The following is a 16,812-nucleotide window of genomic DNA, read 5'->3' as shown; positions in this document are numbered from 1 at the left end:
TATTGACTATGAATATATGTTTTATAATGTATCCTTGGAAAGACATAGATCCTGAAAACGATACAAGTTTAGCATTAATTAAAGAATGTGTAAAACGTCATCATGGTGTTGCCATGTGTACACCAGCAAACCTAACTATTAGAGACAGTGTGACTAATGCGTTTTGTACTGTAATTAGTCGTATGGACAAAGTACCTTCTACGCTTAAAGCATTTTATAATAAATCTGTACTTAGAGAAGAAATGTTGCCTCTTGCTGGTTTTGATGCTATTTTCTTTAGAGCAAATCCACCGTTAGATCCAATCATGCTAAATTTTTTAGATTCGGTAAAAGATGATGTATTTATTGTCAATTCGCTCCAAGGAATGCGTGAAGCTAACAATAAGCTGTACACAGCTGCATTTGGAGATGCACATAGCAATATAATTCCAAATACACATGTGTCTAAAAACAAAGAATATCTAGTAAAACAAATTAAAGAATCAAAAGCTGACAAAATGATTTTAAAACCACTCAATGGATTTGGTGGTTCTGGCGTTATTTTAATAGAAAAATCGGCAATGAGTAATATCAATTCGTTATTAGATTTTTATATAACTAGTGGTGAAAATGACTCTAATTATGTCATACTTCAAGATTATATTGAAGGAGCAGATCAAGGTGATGTTAGAATATTGTTGTTAAATGGCGAACCCGTTGGTGCGATGAAACGTGTTCCAGGATCTGATGATCATCGATCAAATGTTTCCGCAGGTGGTTCAGTTCAAAAACATTCACTTTCAAAAGCAGAAAAAGCCCTTTGTAAGCAAATTGGTCCGAAATTGGTTAAAGACGGACTCTATTTTGTTGGCATCGATGTAATTGGTGGCAAATTAGTTGAAGTCAATGTGATGTCACCAGGAGGAATCACATATATCAATAAAGTTTATAAATCAAAAACTAAAGTAGAAGAACGTGTCATCGATTTTGTTGAGAGTAAAGTTATAGATAAGCTCCAAGCCTTTGATAGAAGAGTACGATTACGTAAAACTGTTGAAGATGCCTAATGATGGTCAATTCGAGTCAACCATTGTTAGTTGCAAATGGTTAAATGACAATCGACATTTAGATCAATTAATTATTTTAGATGCCAGTGTAAAAACAGATAGCTCTTCTTTTAAAGACTATATTCCAAATTCAAGATTTTTCGATTTAAAAGAAAAATTTAGTGAAAGAACTGCTGAGTTCCCTAATACGATTCCTTCACTACAACAGTTTCAGGATGAAGCTCGATTACTCGGTATTAATAATGATTCAATTCTTGTAATATACGATGATAAAGGAGTGTATTGGAGCCCAAGAGTTTGGTGGTTATTTAAAACCTTCGGATTTAAAAACATAGCAGTATTAGATGGAGGATTACCTGAATGGAAAAAATTAGGCTTTATAACATCAACATCATTATGTCCTTTCAATTTTAAAACTGGAAATTTTACAGCGGTTTATGACGCCTCCAAAATGTGTTTTTTTGATGATATTTTAAAATCATCTAAAAATGAAACTATAAAAATTATAGATGCACGTTCCGAAGATCGTTTTACAAGTCGTGTTCCTGAACCTAGGAAAGGTCTTAGAAGCGGAACAATTCCAAATTCTGCAAACCTTCCTTACACCAAGTTGTTAACCGGAAATTGTTTAAAACCAAAACAGGAATTACAAACAGTTTTTGATACTTTTATAATCGGAGAGAAATCACTAACTTTTTCCTGTGGCTCTGGAATTACTGCTTGTATTTTAGCTTTAGCGGCCGAAATTTTAGACTACAAACAAATTACTGTTTATGATGGTTCATGGACAGAATATGGATCTTTAACAACGTAATTATGGCAAACACTAACTGGACAAAACAAGAATTAGTAGCTTATATTTTATTATATGTTGCTCATTCTGATTTACAAGAAACAAAAAAAGAACATGAGTATATTTTGTCTCGTGTTGATGCCGAAACCTATAAGCATATTAAGGTAGAATTTGATGCTGATAATGATTATCAAAGCATCACTAAAATTGTTGACGCTGTAAATACCGAACCAACTTACAGTAATAATCCTGATGCGCTTTTTGCCGATATTAAACTCATGGCATTTGCAGATGGTCATATGGATCAAATGGAACATGCCATTTATAATAGCTTAAAAAAAATATTGAGTTAGTCCTATGGAAAGATTATCAGTTGATCAAATTATTGATAAAATAAACGCTGAAGAACTATTTCATGCGGTTTCTGAAGATTACTCTTTCACCTTAAAAATTGAAAAGTATGTGCATTATGCTTGTGGAGCAGTGCATGATGGACATCAATTCAGGAAAGAACTTTGGGAGAATTGTTTGCATACAGCATACGAACGATGGTATGAGGAAGATCCTGAAACTAAAAACATGATTAATTCACATCCCATTGTGATAGCTGGTTGTGATTCACGATTTGAATATGATTTAAATAGAACTCCAGAAGAAGCCGTGTTTGAAACTGCTTGGGGAAAACAATTATGGAAACAGCCTTTACCAGCAGATCAAAAACAAAAAAGTAAAAACAAGCATGCTAATTTTTATAAAGTAGTAAATGCGCTTATTTCGAAACTTGAAGAAAAATTTGGGGTTTGCATCGTTTATGATATGCATAGCTATAATTGGAAACGTTGGGATAGGGAAGTACCAACATGGAATTTAGGAACATCAAATGTAGATAATGATAGATTTGGCGCAGATATAGAAGCATGGAGACAGCGCTTATCTGAAATGAAATTTCCTCTTGACATTAAGTCAACTTCAAAGATAAATGACACCTTTCAAGGTAATGGATATTTCTTAAAATTTATTACCAATAACTTCAAAAATACTTTAGTTTTGGCAACTGAAATTGCAAAGGTGTATTGTGATGAGTACGATTACATTTTATTTCCTGAAGTTGTTGCAGCTGTCGAAAAGCAACTTCGTGTACAATTACCAGAACATGCAGCCAATTTCTACAAAAAACATAAATTATAATGTCTCAAATTCCAAGTACATCTGAATATCAAGACTTATTTGATATTGATGGAAATATCGATAGATTGGTCAAAAAAATTGAAGTTCTCAATTATATCAATCCATTAAATATTATACGAGAAAAGAAACAGTTCTTTTCTTCAAAGTTTACCTATGATCCAGTCTTTAATTATCCGAAAATTAAATTCAATGGTTATAAACTGCATCGTTTATTTTTCTCTCAACGCTTAGAGCGTATTGAAGATGATGACATTAGACAGTTATATGAAGATGTTATTTATGAATATTCAGGACTTATTGAATGTATTCAAACCATAAATCAAGGACGAAAATTCTACTTTAATAGTTTAAAAAGTTTTGGTACGCCTACAGAAATTGACATTGATAATGCAAAATTTATTCTTCGCTTTGATGACAGTGATTTTGACGAAGAATTCTTACCAATGTATTCTTCAGATGATGCTGTAGATTATTTTAAGGACTATTCAACACGTTATGATTTTGAGTACAACATTAAGTTGTCTACAAATCTTTCCGCAGCAGCAATGGTATTGAATAACACCCAAACCTTAGTCTTACATAAGAATCATAAGTTTAGTTTAAATCAGTTAAAAGTATTAACCAATCATGAAATTGGAGTTCATATGGTGACTACCTTTAATGGCTTATCTCAACCGCTCAAGGTATTTTCAAACGGATTACCAAATAATGTAGAAACTCAAGAAGGCTTAGCTGTATATTCAGAATACATGTCAGGTTGTTTAACTATGAAACGCTTAAAAGAATTGGCCTATCGTGTGATTGCAGTTGACACTTTAAATAAGGGTTATAGTTTTGCAGACACATTTGATTTATTACACAACCAATATAAATTGGGTAGAAATGAAGCTTTTACTATTACCTTAAGAGTACATAGAGGTGGTGGATTCACAAAAGATCATTTATATTTAAGAGGAATCAATCAAGTTTATAATTTTGCTAAATCTGGAGGCGACTTAAATCCTTTATTAACAGGAAAAGTAAGCCTAGAATATTTAGGTACTATAAAAAAGCTTCAAGATTTAGGTTTAGCAATTCCATCAAAATTCTACACAGATTCCTATGTTAATAATGATAATTCTAACACCAATTTAGATTTCATTTTAAAAAGTTTAAAGTAAAAAAGCCTTAAAGGCAAAAGTGTCTTTTTCAGAAGTTACTCTGAAACTCATCATGCGTTAGACTTACACAAGATAAGAACTTGAGTCGTTCCCAACTAACAGAAGTTGGGCTCAAACTGACTGTTTTGCTTTAAGGCTTTAAGCTATTATTACCTCAATGTATGTTCTATTTTTACGAATACAAATTCAAAGTGAGTTAAGCCTATTTATGACTGAGTAAACTCCTTTTTTTGATTAGCAAAGTCATTTTATACTTTAAAAACGAAGACTTAGTATGAATAGTGCATCTTATAGATGATTTTTGCAGTTCCAATTTTTTTATCAATTATTTACCGCTTTATATCGATAAAATAGCTTGATTTTAAGGATGTTGCGTATGTTTACAGTATCAAAATAAATGTGCTATTAATCATTACATATATTAGATAATCCCTCAAATGTTAATGATAATTTTTAGAGTAAATTAGTTTTAATTAGTTGTTAGTTATTAAAGTCCTTTTGAAGAAAAGGACTTTTTTATTTTAAAAACTTTGAGGTTAACTCTGGTGTCGGTATCATACAAGCATCTTTCTTGCCATACCATTTATATCTATTTCTCGCCACAAAATCATATACCCAATTTCTTATAAATGTCGGGATAATAAAAAACACGGTCATTAAGTTTCTTGGAAAGCCTAAATGTTTAGCAATATGCAATGCAGCACTTGACTTAATGGATAAACCTTTTTCTGAAGAATAGAGAAGAATAGAATCTGTTTTAGATGTATCTATATTAAATTTTTCAATGATTTGTTTTCCAGCCGCACTTTGTAGAGGTGCAAACATAAAACGCTCATCTTGGTCATGTTTAATCACATACAATACAGAAGAGTTGCATAAATTGCAAACACCATCAAAAAGAATCAATTGTTTATGTTTTGGTAAATGGTCTATCACTCTGCAAAAATACGTGTTAGATTTTATAACCCATTTAAAAATTGAGTTAAATCATCATCCTTATCAAGTTGCATTTTTTTCTTGAGTCTATATTTTGATTTTAAAACACTATCTGGCAGTACATTTAACATGGAAGCTATTTCTTTAGTAGATAAATTCATCCTTAAAAAGGAAGCCAATCGTATTTCCTTTTCTGTAATGTCTTCTGCAATGGCTTTAATTTTATGATCAAAGTTATTGTGTACTTCTGAAAAGTAGGATTTAAAGACTTCCCAATCTTTATCTTCAGCACTTTCTTTTTTTAAGAGCATAACTAGGCGTCTGAATTCTACTTTGAATAACTCTGGCGATTTTTTAATTTTTTCTAAATTCTCTTTTAATTCTTGGATAAAGGTGCTTTTCTGTACCAAGTGCAAAGTTTGAGAGGCTAATTCTTTCTTTTTAAATTCTATTTCCTGTATGAAGATTGCTTCTTGTTTTTCGCGTTCAATTTTGTTCTTCTTCATGCGCTGTGTAAATCCGAAGTAGAGTAGTCCTGCAACTGCTATAAACGAAAACATCCCAATTCCATACAGAGTTTTTTGTGTGCGACTCAAGGACACATCTTTTTCCAGTAATTCAATTTGTGCTTCTCTTTTCTCGGCTTCATAAAGTTCTCGCATATTAGCAATTTCTTTTTCTTTATCCTTAGTAAAGATGGAATCTTTAGTCGTTATGTAATCTTTATAAACAGCAACAGCCTCTGTATTCTTTTCATTTAGTGTCAAGGCTTCAGCATGCAACTTTAAAGCACTCAAATACGCATCAGATATGCCTCTTAATTTTTCATTTTTATAGACTTTATTGGTTTCATTCAAAGCCAATTCAGGTTTACTTGTATCCAAATAAGCTTGCGCAAGATGTTTTCTATTTAAATTTTCTAAAATTTTATTGTCAACTCTTACAGATTCTTCGATACAGTCTTTAAAAATACGTATAGCTTTATCTATATTTTTATCGAGATAATGTGCATGACCTAATTGTGTTTTAGCATATAATATACTATTAGGGTCTTTTTCTTCGAAAACTTTTATAGCCTTTGGAAGTTTATCAAGAGCAAGTTTATGTTTTCCAATATCATTAGCAACTATCGATAAATTAACTAAAGAAGCTGCATACATTCTATCATCATCAGCTTCTAAAAACCCTTTTGCAGCTTGTTCATAATTGGTAATAGCCAATTCATCATCATAATTAGCACTGTAGGCATTTGCCAGAGTAAAAAGCAAACCACTTTCTCGATGAATATCTTTGCTTGCCTTCACATAAACTCTTGTGTCTAATAAGAGTTCAATAGATTTTTTAATGTTACCAAGTCTTTTGTATGAGCTTGCTAGCCGAATTCTACTAATAGCAATTTCACTACTATCATTTGCATACTCAGCCCAATAAATTGCTGATTCGTAAATAGGAATCAGACTATCAACTTTACCAGACCTTGAAAATGCATAACCTAGTTCTCTGAGTAATCTATTTGTTACTAACGGATGATTTTTACCATCTAACTTAAGTCCGCGTTTAGCATAAATGATATGATCTTCACTGCTGCCTGCAAAATCTAAAGCATTACAAATTTCAAAATAAGTTTGCGCTAGAATTGTATCGTTTTTAATTTCCTTAGAAACATTTAAAGCTTTTTCAAAATATTAGTTGCAATCTTTTTGTTTCTCTTTTAAACATTTATATCCATTGTCAATTAACCCTCGTTGTTCATTTGGCAATATATAAATAGGATCCTGAGCATGTAATAAATTGCTTGTAAATGCAATTAAAAAAATAACAATCAAATGATGTTTCATAATATGTATTTTGGAGATACTAAGATAATTAATTATAGACATAAATAACTTGATTAGTCCTGACGCCAAATTACAGAGTCTAGAGTTTGTCCATGTCAACTATCATGTTTTATATTTATAAACATTTATTTCTCAACAAGTTAATCTCAAAATACTACATTAGATTTTAGTATGAATATATACATTTAAATGTGTCTTGTCCATACTTTGTCCATACCAAATAATAGTTTTTATAGAAAGTCAACTCTAAATTTGATTCGTCATTACTAAATGATGACATAAATATTTTGTGGTGTCTTGCGCTGGAATGGCTGCAGACTTTTCCAGTTGTGAGTCGCTACAAAAATTAAAACCACAAAATCTTTATAATAATGAAAACACAATTTATTTATCAATTATGCTTTTATTTCTCTATTGCACTTTTAGTATCGTGTAGTTCGGAAGATGATGGCAATTCAAACGAACCTTCAGACAATGTAATTACAATAAACATTGATGAATATCCTTCAAGTGGTGATTTAATCACAACAATAAATTCTAATTTAGAAGGAAATCTTAATTATTCAATAGCATTTGAAACATCCTCTCAAGCTGCTATTTTAAATGGAAATGAATTACGAGTAGGTGATTGGTTAGCTTTCGACTATGAAACCAACGAAAACTTATTTGTGACTATTGACGTTAGTAATGGTTCAGAAACAGAAGTTTTAGAATATAAAATTGCTATTCAAGATGTCGACGATATTTGGGCGTTTTTAAATGGAAATACAAGAACTGCGTATGAAGATGCTTCACCAGGTGAATGGGTTTGGATTACTGAAAGCGAGTACAATAATCTTTTTAATTATCTGGCAGAAACATCTAAAAGTGGTGCTTCAGATACTCAATTATTCAATAATAATTCTGTACAACAGGTGACAGGAGGTAAGACCTTTGCTAATGCCAATGGTAATAGCATGCCAATGGATCATTACTTCTTTGCATTTAAATATTATTCATGGTCAAGCAATGCCGCTAGTAACCGTGTAAAATTATCAGAAACATCTGCAGAATCTTCATTTTCTAGTGTTGGCGAAATATTGCCTGACCATGATGATGGTTTTAATCATTTTGTTTTAAAAGGAGCAGATACAAAAACTATGTCTGAGGCTTTCCTAGGTTTATATGCATCATTGAAAATTGGAGCTAAAAATGACAACTCTAGTAGCTATAATCTTGGAGGAGGAAATACAGCTACTTTGGACGATACAGTTTTAGGCAAGGTATTACTTCAACAAGGTTTGAGTACCTCTTTAAAGCAATGGGATTAATTTTTTTTAATTAAACAATAAAATCATGAAAACAATAAAACAAAATACTGTAAAATATAATTTAAAATTCTGCCTATTATTTGCCTTAGCATTGGTAGCATTAAATTGTAGCAAACCAGAGGATGATGATACAGTAGACGAGAACCCATTTGCCGCTAGTATAAACGAATATCTACTTGGATTGAGTTATGATGGAAATACACTTTTAGATGTAAAAGACACAGGAGGAGAGCCAAGTAGAAGAACACCCACTTATGAATTTGATGGGTTTACGGATCCTGTAAACGGACAAACATCTGAATGCTCAATTGTTGATTACTCATTAGATTCCAATTTTGATGATGTTGCCATTTTGCGACCAAATTTGGATGCCATTTATCCAGGAGCTCTTGTAGCAGCAAATGATAGAATGTTAGATGGTAATCCTGATCCTTTATCTATTGAAAAAGGAAGTTATACAATTCGAGTTGATTTGCCAGGAATTGGTCAGAATGGTGTATTAAATATACAAAATCCTACTAAATCTGTTGTAGACACCAAAATAGATAATGCGTTACAATGGTGGTATAATAATGCGAATGGAAATGAAATTCCAGCAAATTTTATTTATTCTTCATCAACATTATATTCATCATCTCAATTGAGCATGGATATCGGTTTAAACTTAGCTTGGGCAGATAACAATGTAGCTTCTCAACTTCAGTTTACAAATAATACAGAACGCAGAGTAGCTACGATGTCATTTAAACAAGTATTTTTTACCGTATCAATGGATACACCTCAATCTCCTGCCGATATGTTAGGAAATACATTAACCTTGGATGATGTTAGAGCTAGAATTACTGATGAACAACCTGCTGCTTATGTAAGTTCAGTATCCTATGGTAGAATAATTGTGTTACGTATGGAAACCGAATATAGTGAAGAGACAGCTAATATTGATTTAAGTGCGGTTTTAGATTATAGTGTAAATGCAGATGCCAATTTCAATTCTGATTATGAATCTGTGCTTCAAACATCAACTTTTAAGTTAATGACCATTGGAGGTAATGCCGAAGTTGGAGTTAGTCCTCTTAGCAACTCTGAATTCAGTTCTGGACCAGGAGGAATAAATGATGTCCTAACAGGATCTAATGCACTATTGAGTGCAGATAACCCAGGAGTTCCTATTGCTTATACGATGCGCTTTCTAAAAAATAATTCTTTAGCTAAAATGGGATACAACACAGATTATACAGTTGAACAATGTGATCCAAGTGTGAATTTTGTTCATGAAGATGTTAATGTCGTTAATAACTCATTTCATGACACAAGATTTTACTTTAAATACAAACCAGCTGGAGGCAATTTCTATTTAACTGGACCAAAATTTGAATTAAACCAAGGGTCTCAACATACAACCTCTCCACCAAATGGAGCATATGATGTTGAAATAATCTTTGAGAGTCAAATTGGGTGGTTTGGAGATTGGGAACAAATAAGAGATATAGATTTAAACCATGTAACATCTGAAAAATGTTATAAATTTTCTGGAGGAGATTCTAACGATCATGGTACTGTGACTACCGTATCATGTAATTAATTTTTTTTAGCCTCAACCAATTCTAATAAGTCTGTATTGACGTTAGTTGTGAAAATGCCATAGTTTACTATGGCTTTTCCTTTTTCTAAAGAATCGATAGTTCCTATAGCTTTACCATCAAACATACGCACACGATCTCCAACTTTTAAATTCGGTTTAGGCTTTTCTATTTTTATTTCTTTTGCTTTAGCAGATTTCTTTTTCTTTCTAATAACAGCTACCTTTTTCTCAGCTTCTTGCTTTACTTGTTTCTCTTTATGCTTCTCGGCACGTTTTTGTTTTGCTGACACTTTTTTTCGTTTAGAATTTTCAATTTGAACGAGTCTAAACAACTCTGCCATAAGCTCACGTTTCTTTTTGTCTTCAAAGTATTTTTCTGAAATGTCGTTTACCTTTTGTCCAAGATAAATTAAGCGTTGGTTACTATCGTATAATTCTTGAAAGTTTTCTAATTTCTTCTGAACTTTTGCATTAACTTCTTCAAGTTTGTCAGCTTCAGTTTGCTTTTTCCTTTCGTTTTCTTTTAATGATCGCTCTGTTTTTTCAAGCTTACTGCGTTCTTTCTGAAGTTTAGCAATAGTAGCATCAAATCTTACTTTGCCTCGTTCAATCTTCTTTTTTGCACGATTAATTAAGCTAAAAGGAATCCCGTTTTTTTGAGCGACTTCAAATGTAAATGAACTACCAGCTTGACCTAATGCCAATTTGAACATGGGCTCTAAAGTTTTTTCATCAAACATCATATTAGCATTTTGCATAAATGGCAATTCGTTTGCTAAAACTTTTAAGTTTGAGTAGTGGGTTGTAATAATTCCGTAGGCTTCGCGATGATAAAATTCTTCAAGAAAGGTTTCAGCTAAAGCTCCACCAAGCTCTGGATCACTACCGGTTCCAAATTCATCAATTAAAAACAAGGTGTTTTTATTACATTTTTTAAGAAAGTAATTCATTTGCTTTAATCGGTAACTGTAGGTACTCAAATGGTTTTCTATAGACTGATTGTCACCAATATCACTGATAATCCGATCAAACAGACAGATATTACTTTTCTCATGAACAGGAATTAATAATCCGCATTGAATCATCACTTGTAATAATCCTATAGTTTTTAATGTAATACTTTTTCCTCCAGCATTTGGACCAGAAATAACTATGATTCTATTTTCAGGATGAAGCACTATAGATTGTGGAAATGTGACCTTTCCCTGATTTTTATTTGACAAATAAAGCAACGGATGAAAGGCTTCTTTAGCTTCATAAACTTTATCTTCATTTATCTCTGGAAGTATACCGTTTATTGATTGTGCATATTTGGCCTTAGCATAAATTACATCAAGAGAAGTTAAAAAGATCTGATAGGCTTCTAAAGCTTGCGTATAAGGTCTTATATATTCGGTAAGATTACGTAAAATTTTATCAACTTCTTCTGATTCTTCAAATTCAAGATTATTAAGTTCTCTGGCATACTGAAAGGTTGTTTCTGGTTGTATATAAACTATGCTACCAGTTTTACTACTTCCCATAATACTACCTTTGACTTTTCGTCTGTACATCGCTTTTACGGCCAGTACACGCTTATTTTCGACCACAGATTCTCTTATATCATCTAAATAATCCAAGTTGTGATACGTGTTTAAAGCTGAAGTAAAACTTTGATTGATTTTTCCTCTAACCAAATTTATGGACTGACGTATCTGATATAAATCATCAGTTGCGTTGTCTTTCACGTCTCCGAAGCGATCAATAATGGCATCTATTTCAGAAACTAGATTAGGGATTATAGTAATTGAAGAAGACGAATTATATAGTGTTGGATAATACTCTTCAAAGGACTTTAAAAACTTGAGTATATTAGTAATTGCAAGTGTTATTGATGCAATCTTTTGAAAGCTTTTAGTTTCTAAATATGAGTTTTCAATTTTTAAAAGTTTAAGCTCTTTCGTTATAGGTTCAAAACCGTGATTAGGTATGCGATTATCGTTATAAAAAGAGGATACAAATTCATTGGTAAACTGTAAGGATTGTAAAACCTGTTCTTTTGAAGAAAAAGGCCTAATTTTTAACGTTTCTACTCGCCCTAAATCTGTGATACACAATTCTGACACTTGTTGTAAAACCGTGTAAAACTCAATATCTTGCAATGTTTTGTCGTGAATACTAATCATTAATTATTTGGCCAAACTTATAAAGCAGCAAAGGTACTTATTAATGATTAAGTAATAAAGTGAATTGTATGGCCAATTACAATTAACGTCTAACGCGTTTCCCTTCATCATTTACATAATGACAAACACAATCTTTAGAACCGAATAAACCAACACTATGCAGGTTACGTTTAATAAGCTCTGAAGTTTTCATTTTAAAATTGTCAATTGGAGTAAAGGCAAAGTTATTTGAACTAATTGAAATGTCTAAACCATAGACACAATGCCACCAAGTTTGCGGAATAAAAAGCATTTCACCAGGATTAATAATGGTATACTGCACATTCACATCTTTAAACCTAGCATGTTTAGAGGCATCAAAATCCTCCATATTTACATCACTTAAACGTGAACCTGGTTCATATTTTTCACTAGGATACATATCATCTGAATCTTTTGGATTTACCAAAAAGACTAATTTTCGTCCCTCAATCAATGCTAAAATATTATTTGCTAGTCGATCCGTATGCCATCCCGTTAAAGTACCAGGAGGTCCAATCCAAAGTGATGTTGAATTTCTAACTGTATTTTTCGAAATCAATGAAAAATCTACATGATCTAAAAGTTCAGGGAACATTTTTGCAATTGGCATATTTCCTAAATACGTGTCTGTTTTAGTATTCCTAATTTCATTTAAATAATCCTGAAAAGCACCAAATTGCCAATTGGTATCATTTTGTCTAATATTTCCTTTATAGGTATATGTTTCTTTATCCTTTCCTATCTTCTCAAAGTAATCTAATGACCAAAGTTCTGTAGCCTTCCAATGTTCCATCATTTTAGTGATTTTAACTGGAGTATTCTTTTTCAAATAATCTTTAAAAAAGTCATCATGAGAAATTGTCTCTATTGTTTTAATATCCTGTAGAGGTGAATTTAAAATATTCTGTACTCTTTCTATAATTGCTTTTTCCATGATTTGTAGGTTTTACAAAAAACGAATATAGTATATTTGTTTATACAATTTTATGACATTATTCATATTTTAGATAATAGGATTCTTTTTTAGATAAAATGAACTTAAACCTACACGAAAGCTGGAGAAATTTGCTTGTTGACGAATTCAACAAACCGTATTTTGAAACTCTAATGGCTTTTTTAACATCTGAATACACTCATCATCAATGTTATCCAGTAGAATCTAAAATCTTTTCTGCCTTCAATTTTTGTCATTTTGATAATGTAAAAATAGTTATTATTGGCCAAGATCCTTATCATGGCATTAATCAAGCTAACGGACTTTCGTTTTCAGTAAATGACGGTATTTCGCATCCACCTTCACTAATTAATATTTTTAAGGAAATTGAAAATGACTTAAATTCAGATTATCCAGAATCTGGTAATCTAGAACGTTGGGCTAAACAAGGAGTATTGTTATTAAATGCCACATTAACAGTAAGAGCTCATCATGCTGGAAGTCATCAAAAAAAAGGTTGGGAAAGTTTTACTGATACCGTAATAAAAACCATCAGTTATAAAAAAAGCAATGTTGTCTTTTTACTTTGGGGTGGATTTGCAAAACGAAAGGCAAAGCTTATTAACGATCAAAATCATCAAATTTTCACTTCAGGTCATCCGTCACCATTAAGTGCTAATAGAGGCTATTGGTTTGGAAATAAACACTTCAGTAAAACGAATTCGTATTTAATTGAAAAGGGGATTGACCCTATTAATTGGTAAGTCTAAAAATTAATATATTAACTTCCTGTTGGCGCTAATTGCGTTTGTGGTTGAGTTCGAGCAATATGCTGAGTAGTTGCTGGCACCTTTTCAGCAGTTTTAGTCGTTTTGTACATTACAGGACTCTCATTTGTAATTCTCTTTGAAGTTTTGTTACAACTGAATATAAGAAGTAAGAAATTTAATGCAACTAAAGTACCTAGAATTAGAGTAATTATCATTATCATATGCTTCAAGTTTGTTAAGTTAATAGACTGTTGGGATACTAACAAATGTAACTAAATTTTTGAAAAATAGAAACTTATGAGAAGAAAACATTAATGTTATGTTAATATTTATACGTCTTTATTGGAACCACTTTTCATTACTATAACAACTAAAGGGGCGAAATTCCTACCTTGAAACTTATTTTATATGGTGAATCAATTCTGAATAAGGAACCGCTTTTGGTATAATATCCAGTTCTAAAAGTTTTTGTTGAATATTCATAATTGTCGATTCGTTTATAACATCTTGTGACCATTCTGTTAATGACAACCATTCTTGTACGTCTTCAAGTTTCTGATCGTACCTATTAGCAATTGTGACATCAATACTTGGAATAGACTTAAACTCTTTAGTAGTCTTATTAATAATGTTTAGTATGGTTTTTACATCGTCTTCATTATGCTCTAAAAATTCACAATTTACAGCAATCACAAAACAAGGCCAAGGTGTTGGGCAATTAGCAATTCGTCTAAAAACACCATCATCGACAATTGGCTTGGTCGTAAATTTTTCCCACATAAAATAATCGGCAACACCATTGGTTAAGCCTTCAACAGCGCCATCTAGATTCTTTATGACTTCAAAATTGAGATCTTCATCGAGATTCCAATTATTATTTTCTGCATTAATAAATGCCATCAAATGAGAACCAGATCCATAACGACTTATAGCTGCTTTTGTTCCTTTTAAATCATCAATGTTTTTAAAACTAGAATCATGAGCAACGTGAATACCCCAAATTAAAGGCGATTGCACAAATGTTTGCACAATTTTACTAGGATTACCATCTATAATATCTTTAATTATTCCTTCAGTAAGAATAACTGCCATATCAATTTCACCTTCACGTAAACCTTTATTCATAGCGCCAGTTCCACCAAAGTAATCTTTCCATCTTAAATTGATGCCTTCTTCTTTAAACTCTCCATTTTTGAGCGCTAAATACCAAGCCAAATTAAAATGCTCTGGAACACCACCAATATTTATTCTTTTCATACGATATTGATTACAAACTTACAATGCGTTCTAAAGCATAATTTATTAAATTCTCGACAGTCTGTTTAGGGTCTTTACTGAAGTCTCCATTTGGTCGATTTGCAATAATGGCGTTTAATGACAAAGCTTCATGACCAAGTAATTTTGACAAACCATAAATAACTGAAGTTTCCATTTCAAAATTGGTAATTCTAAAATCTTTATATGAAAACAGATCCAATTTAGAGTTTAAAGAGGGATCTTGCAAAGGCAATCTAAGTACTCTACCTTGAGGTCCATAAAAACCTCCTGCTGTTCCTGTCATTCCTTTAAAAATTTGGTCACTATCAAAATGAGTCTCTAAATCTTTACTATTATCAATAATGATTGGTCTTGCTTTATTTTTATCCCAATTGGTATGAGCAATAAAAGCATTTTCCACTTCAGGATTACTGATGTCATCGACTTGATAAAAATGTAACATACCATTAATATCTAAGCCATGAGTGCTAATTACAAATGCGTCTACAGGAATATCTTTTTGAAGTGATCCTGAGGTTCCAATCCTAATAATTTTTAAACTAGTTAAATTTGTTTTTGGTTTACGCGTTTCTAAATCGATGTTCACTAAAGCATCAAGTTCATTTAATACAATATCAATATTGTCTGGCCCAATACCAGTTGAAATTACTGTAATGCGTTTACCACGATAATGACCTGTTTGGGTTTTAAATTCTCTCTTTTGCGTTGTAAACTCAATACTATCAAAATGTTTCGTTATTTTTTCAACACGATCTTGATCTCCTACAAAAATGATAGTATCAGCAATGTTCTCTGGTTTGAGGTTTAAGTGGTAAATACTACCATCAGGATTAAGTATTAATTCAGAATTTTTAATGGACATTAATATTCGTTTTTACAAGTTTGTTTTCGTTTTTGTTAAATTGGTAGTCTAACCGATTTAATCCTCCATAAATCATATTATTATTAATCTCAATAGAGAAATTATGAATTTTCACTAAGGCTTCATGACCTTTTCTATTTAGTTTTAGTTGGTCCTCTTGTTCATCAAAAAACAACGATAATTGTTGAATCATACGTTCTAACTGCAAATCACCAAAGCCATAATATCCTTGATAATTTAATACATAACCTAATAAATGATGTTTAGATTTAATATCGTTATCTCTTACAATTTCTAATGTGTTTTTTTCTAAAACACTTAAACCCGTTTTTGAATCTGGAAAGCGTCTCAAATGTGCTTTTAAACAATTACTGAGGTATTTAAATGATGATTTTTGTACAATATAAGGCTTGAATAAATTATGGTCTTTACCACAATAAGTTCGCCAAAGTGAAATGGCTAAATCTCTATCTTCATCAGTTAACTCAATGCGCTCTTCATAATGTTTGTAAAGTTGTTGAGGTGTAAGTTCTGAAAGGCCTTTAAGGTTTTTTTCGCCTTCAATCCTTCCGCTACAAACTAAATATAGTGGTAGATTAATTCCTTTTTGATGTAATAAACTCATTACACCTAGCATATTTATATGACAAAATAAATCGTACTCAAACCATAAAACTATTTCAGTATAGTCGCTGACATCATTTAATTTATTTAATTCTTTTTTTAATTCATCAACATTGATTTCAATATTATAAAAATCACTTAAAAACTGTTGTCTAACTTTAATAAAATCTTCAGAATCAATATGAGCAATTGTTGGACCTTCACAAAGCATTTCTTGCCAAGTTAAGATGTCTCCCTTAATTTCGAGCTCTTTAAGAACGTTGGTAAACGCGTTACCATTTGTAATGTGAAGTATTGTATTCATA

Annotated in this window: 16 protein-coding genes; 8 read left to right on the top strand and 8 right to left on the bottom strand. The window is 31.6% G+C overall.

The window, feature by feature from the left end:
* Nucleotides 1-8 precede the first annotated feature (8 nt).
* Genes gshB through VOI25_RS10250 form a run of 5 tightly spaced genes read left to right on the top strand, consistent with a single transcriptional unit; the run spans nucleotide 9 to nucleotide 4,187 of the window.
* Complete coding sequence (gene gshB / locus VOI25_RS10270) at nucleotides 9-1,046, top strand: glutathione synthase (RefSeq protein ID WP_323788981.1); 1,038 nt, start codon at nucleotides 9-11, stop codon at nucleotides 1,044-1,046.
* Entirely contained in the window at nucleotides 1,039-1,860 is an 822-nt protein-coding gene (locus tag VOI25_RS10265; RefSeq protein ID WP_323788980.1) for a sulfurtransferase, read from the top strand. Before gshB ends, VOI25_RS10265 begins: the two co-directional genes overlap by 8 nt.
* Before the next feature lie 2 nt (nucleotides 1,861-1,862).
* Complete coding sequence (locus tag VOI25_RS10260) at nucleotides 1,863-2,192, top strand: hypothetical protein (protein WP_323788979.1); 330 nt, start codon at nucleotides 1,863-1,865, stop codon at nucleotides 2,190-2,192.
* Between the two features lie 4 nt (nucleotides 2,193-2,196).
* Nucleotides 2,197-3,027, top strand: coding sequence for an N-formylglutamate amidohydrolase (locus VOI25_RS10255; protein ID WP_323788978.1), 831 nt, complete (start codon nucleotides 2,197-2,199; stop codon nucleotides 3,025-3,027).
* The gene (locus VOI25_RS10250; RefSeq protein WP_323788977.1) at nucleotides 3,027-4,187 is read left to right on the top strand and encodes a flavohemoglobin expression-modulating QEGLA motif protein; all 1,161 of its coding nucleotides are present in this window, start codon (nucleotides 3,027-3,029) and stop codon (nucleotides 4,185-4,187) included. The genes VOI25_RS10255 and VOI25_RS10250 overlap by 1 nt, the downstream gene beginning before the upstream one ends.
* Nucleotides 4,188-4,703: 516 nt before the next feature.
* On the opposite strand, the gene VOI25_RS10245 is transcribed toward VOI25_RS10250, so the two are convergent.
* Together VOI25_RS10245 and VOI25_RS10240 are read right to left on the bottom strand one after the other, a co-directional pair.
* Nucleotides 4,704-5,123, bottom strand: a complete 420-nt coding sequence (locus VOI25_RS10245; RefSeq protein ID WP_323788976.1) for a thiol-disulfide oxidoreductase DCC family protein — start codon at nucleotides 5,121-5,123, stop codon at nucleotides 4,704-4,706.
* Nucleotides 5,124-5,146: 23 nt separating this feature from the next.
* Nucleotides 5,147-6,427 carry a tetratricopeptide repeat protein gene (locus tag VOI25_RS10240; RefSeq protein ID WP_323788975.1) on the bottom strand — a complete coding sequence of 427 codons (1,281 nt, stop codon included), beginning with the start codon at nucleotides 6,425-6,427 and terminating at the stop codon, nucleotides 5,147-5,149.
* A gap of 905 nt (nucleotides 6,428-7,332) precedes the next feature.
* Between VOI25_RS10240 and VOI25_RS10235 the strand changes: the two genes are divergently transcribed.
* Nucleotides 7,333-8,271, top strand: a complete 939-nt coding sequence (locus VOI25_RS10235) for a hypothetical protein (RefSeq protein ID WP_323788974.1) — start codon at nucleotides 7,333-7,335, stop codon at nucleotides 8,269-8,271.
* Nucleotides 8,272-8,296: 25 nt separating this feature from the next.
* Nucleotides 8,297-9,853 (top strand): thiol-activated cytolysin family protein, encoded by a 1,557-nt coding sequence (locus VOI25_RS10230; RefSeq protein ID WP_323788973.1) that lies wholly within the window; start codon nucleotides 8,297-8,299, stop codon nucleotides 9,851-9,853.
* Here VOI25_RS10230 and VOI25_RS10225 read toward each other — a convergent pair.
* On the bottom strand, nucleotides 9,850-12,018 hold the full coding sequence (locus VOI25_RS10225; RefSeq protein ID WP_323788972.1) for an endonuclease MutS2: 2,169 nt from the start codon (nucleotides 12,016-12,018) through the stop codon (nucleotides 9,850-9,852). The two genes, VOI25_RS10230 and VOI25_RS10225, sit on opposite strands and share 4 nt — an antisense overlap.
* Nucleotides 12,019-12,100: 82 nt before the next feature.
* Nucleotides 12,101-12,973, bottom strand: a complete 873-nt coding sequence (locus VOI25_RS10220; RefSeq protein WP_323788971.1) for a cupin-like domain-containing protein — start codon at nucleotides 12,971-12,973, stop codon at nucleotides 12,101-12,103.
* Between the two features lie 98 nt (nucleotides 12,974-13,071).
* Between VOI25_RS10220 and VOI25_RS10215 the strand changes: the two genes are divergently transcribed.
* Nucleotides 13,072-13,737: a uracil-DNA glycosylase gene (locus VOI25_RS10215; RefSeq protein ID WP_323788970.1), complete on the top strand. Its 666-nt coding sequence runs from the start codon at nucleotides 13,072-13,074 to the stop codon at nucleotides 13,735-13,737.
* A gap of 17 nt (nucleotides 13,738-13,754) precedes the next feature.
* Here VOI25_RS10215 and VOI25_RS10210 read toward each other — a convergent pair whose 3' ends face one another.
* From VOI25_RS10210 to VOI25_RS10195, 4 genes are all read right to left on the bottom strand, one after another.
* Nucleotides 13,755-13,964 carry a hypothetical protein gene (locus VOI25_RS10210; protein ID WP_323788969.1) on the bottom strand — a complete coding sequence of 70 codons (210 nt, stop codon included), beginning with the start codon at nucleotides 13,962-13,964 and terminating at the stop codon, nucleotides 13,755-13,757.
* Nucleotides 13,965-14,142: 178 nt separating this feature from the next.
* A complete protein-coding gene (locus tag VOI25_RS10205) occupies nucleotides 14,143-15,000 on the bottom strand; it encodes a substrate-binding domain-containing protein (protein WP_323788968.1) in 858 nt (285 codons plus the stop codon).
* Nucleotides 15,001-15,010: 10 nt separating this feature from the next.
* Nucleotides 15,011-15,883, bottom strand: coding sequence for a nucleoside phosphorylase (locus VOI25_RS10200; RefSeq protein ID WP_323788967.1), 873 nt, complete (start codon nucleotides 15,881-15,883; stop codon nucleotides 15,011-15,013).
* The gene (locus VOI25_RS10195) at nucleotides 15,873-16,811 is read right to left on the bottom strand and encodes a DUF1835 domain-containing protein (protein WP_323788966.1); all 939 of its coding nucleotides are present in this window, start codon (nucleotides 16,809-16,811) and stop codon (nucleotides 15,873-15,875) included. The genes VOI25_RS10200 and VOI25_RS10195 overlap by 11 nt, the downstream gene beginning before the upstream one ends.
* Nucleotide 16,812 lies beyond the last annotated feature (1 nt).

Source organism: Psychroserpens sp. (assembly GCF_034670085.1).
GTDB lineage: Bacteria > Bacteroidota > Bacteroidia > Flavobacteriales > Flavobacteriaceae > Psychroserpens.
This window is presented reverse-complemented; position numbering and strand designations above follow the sequence as displayed.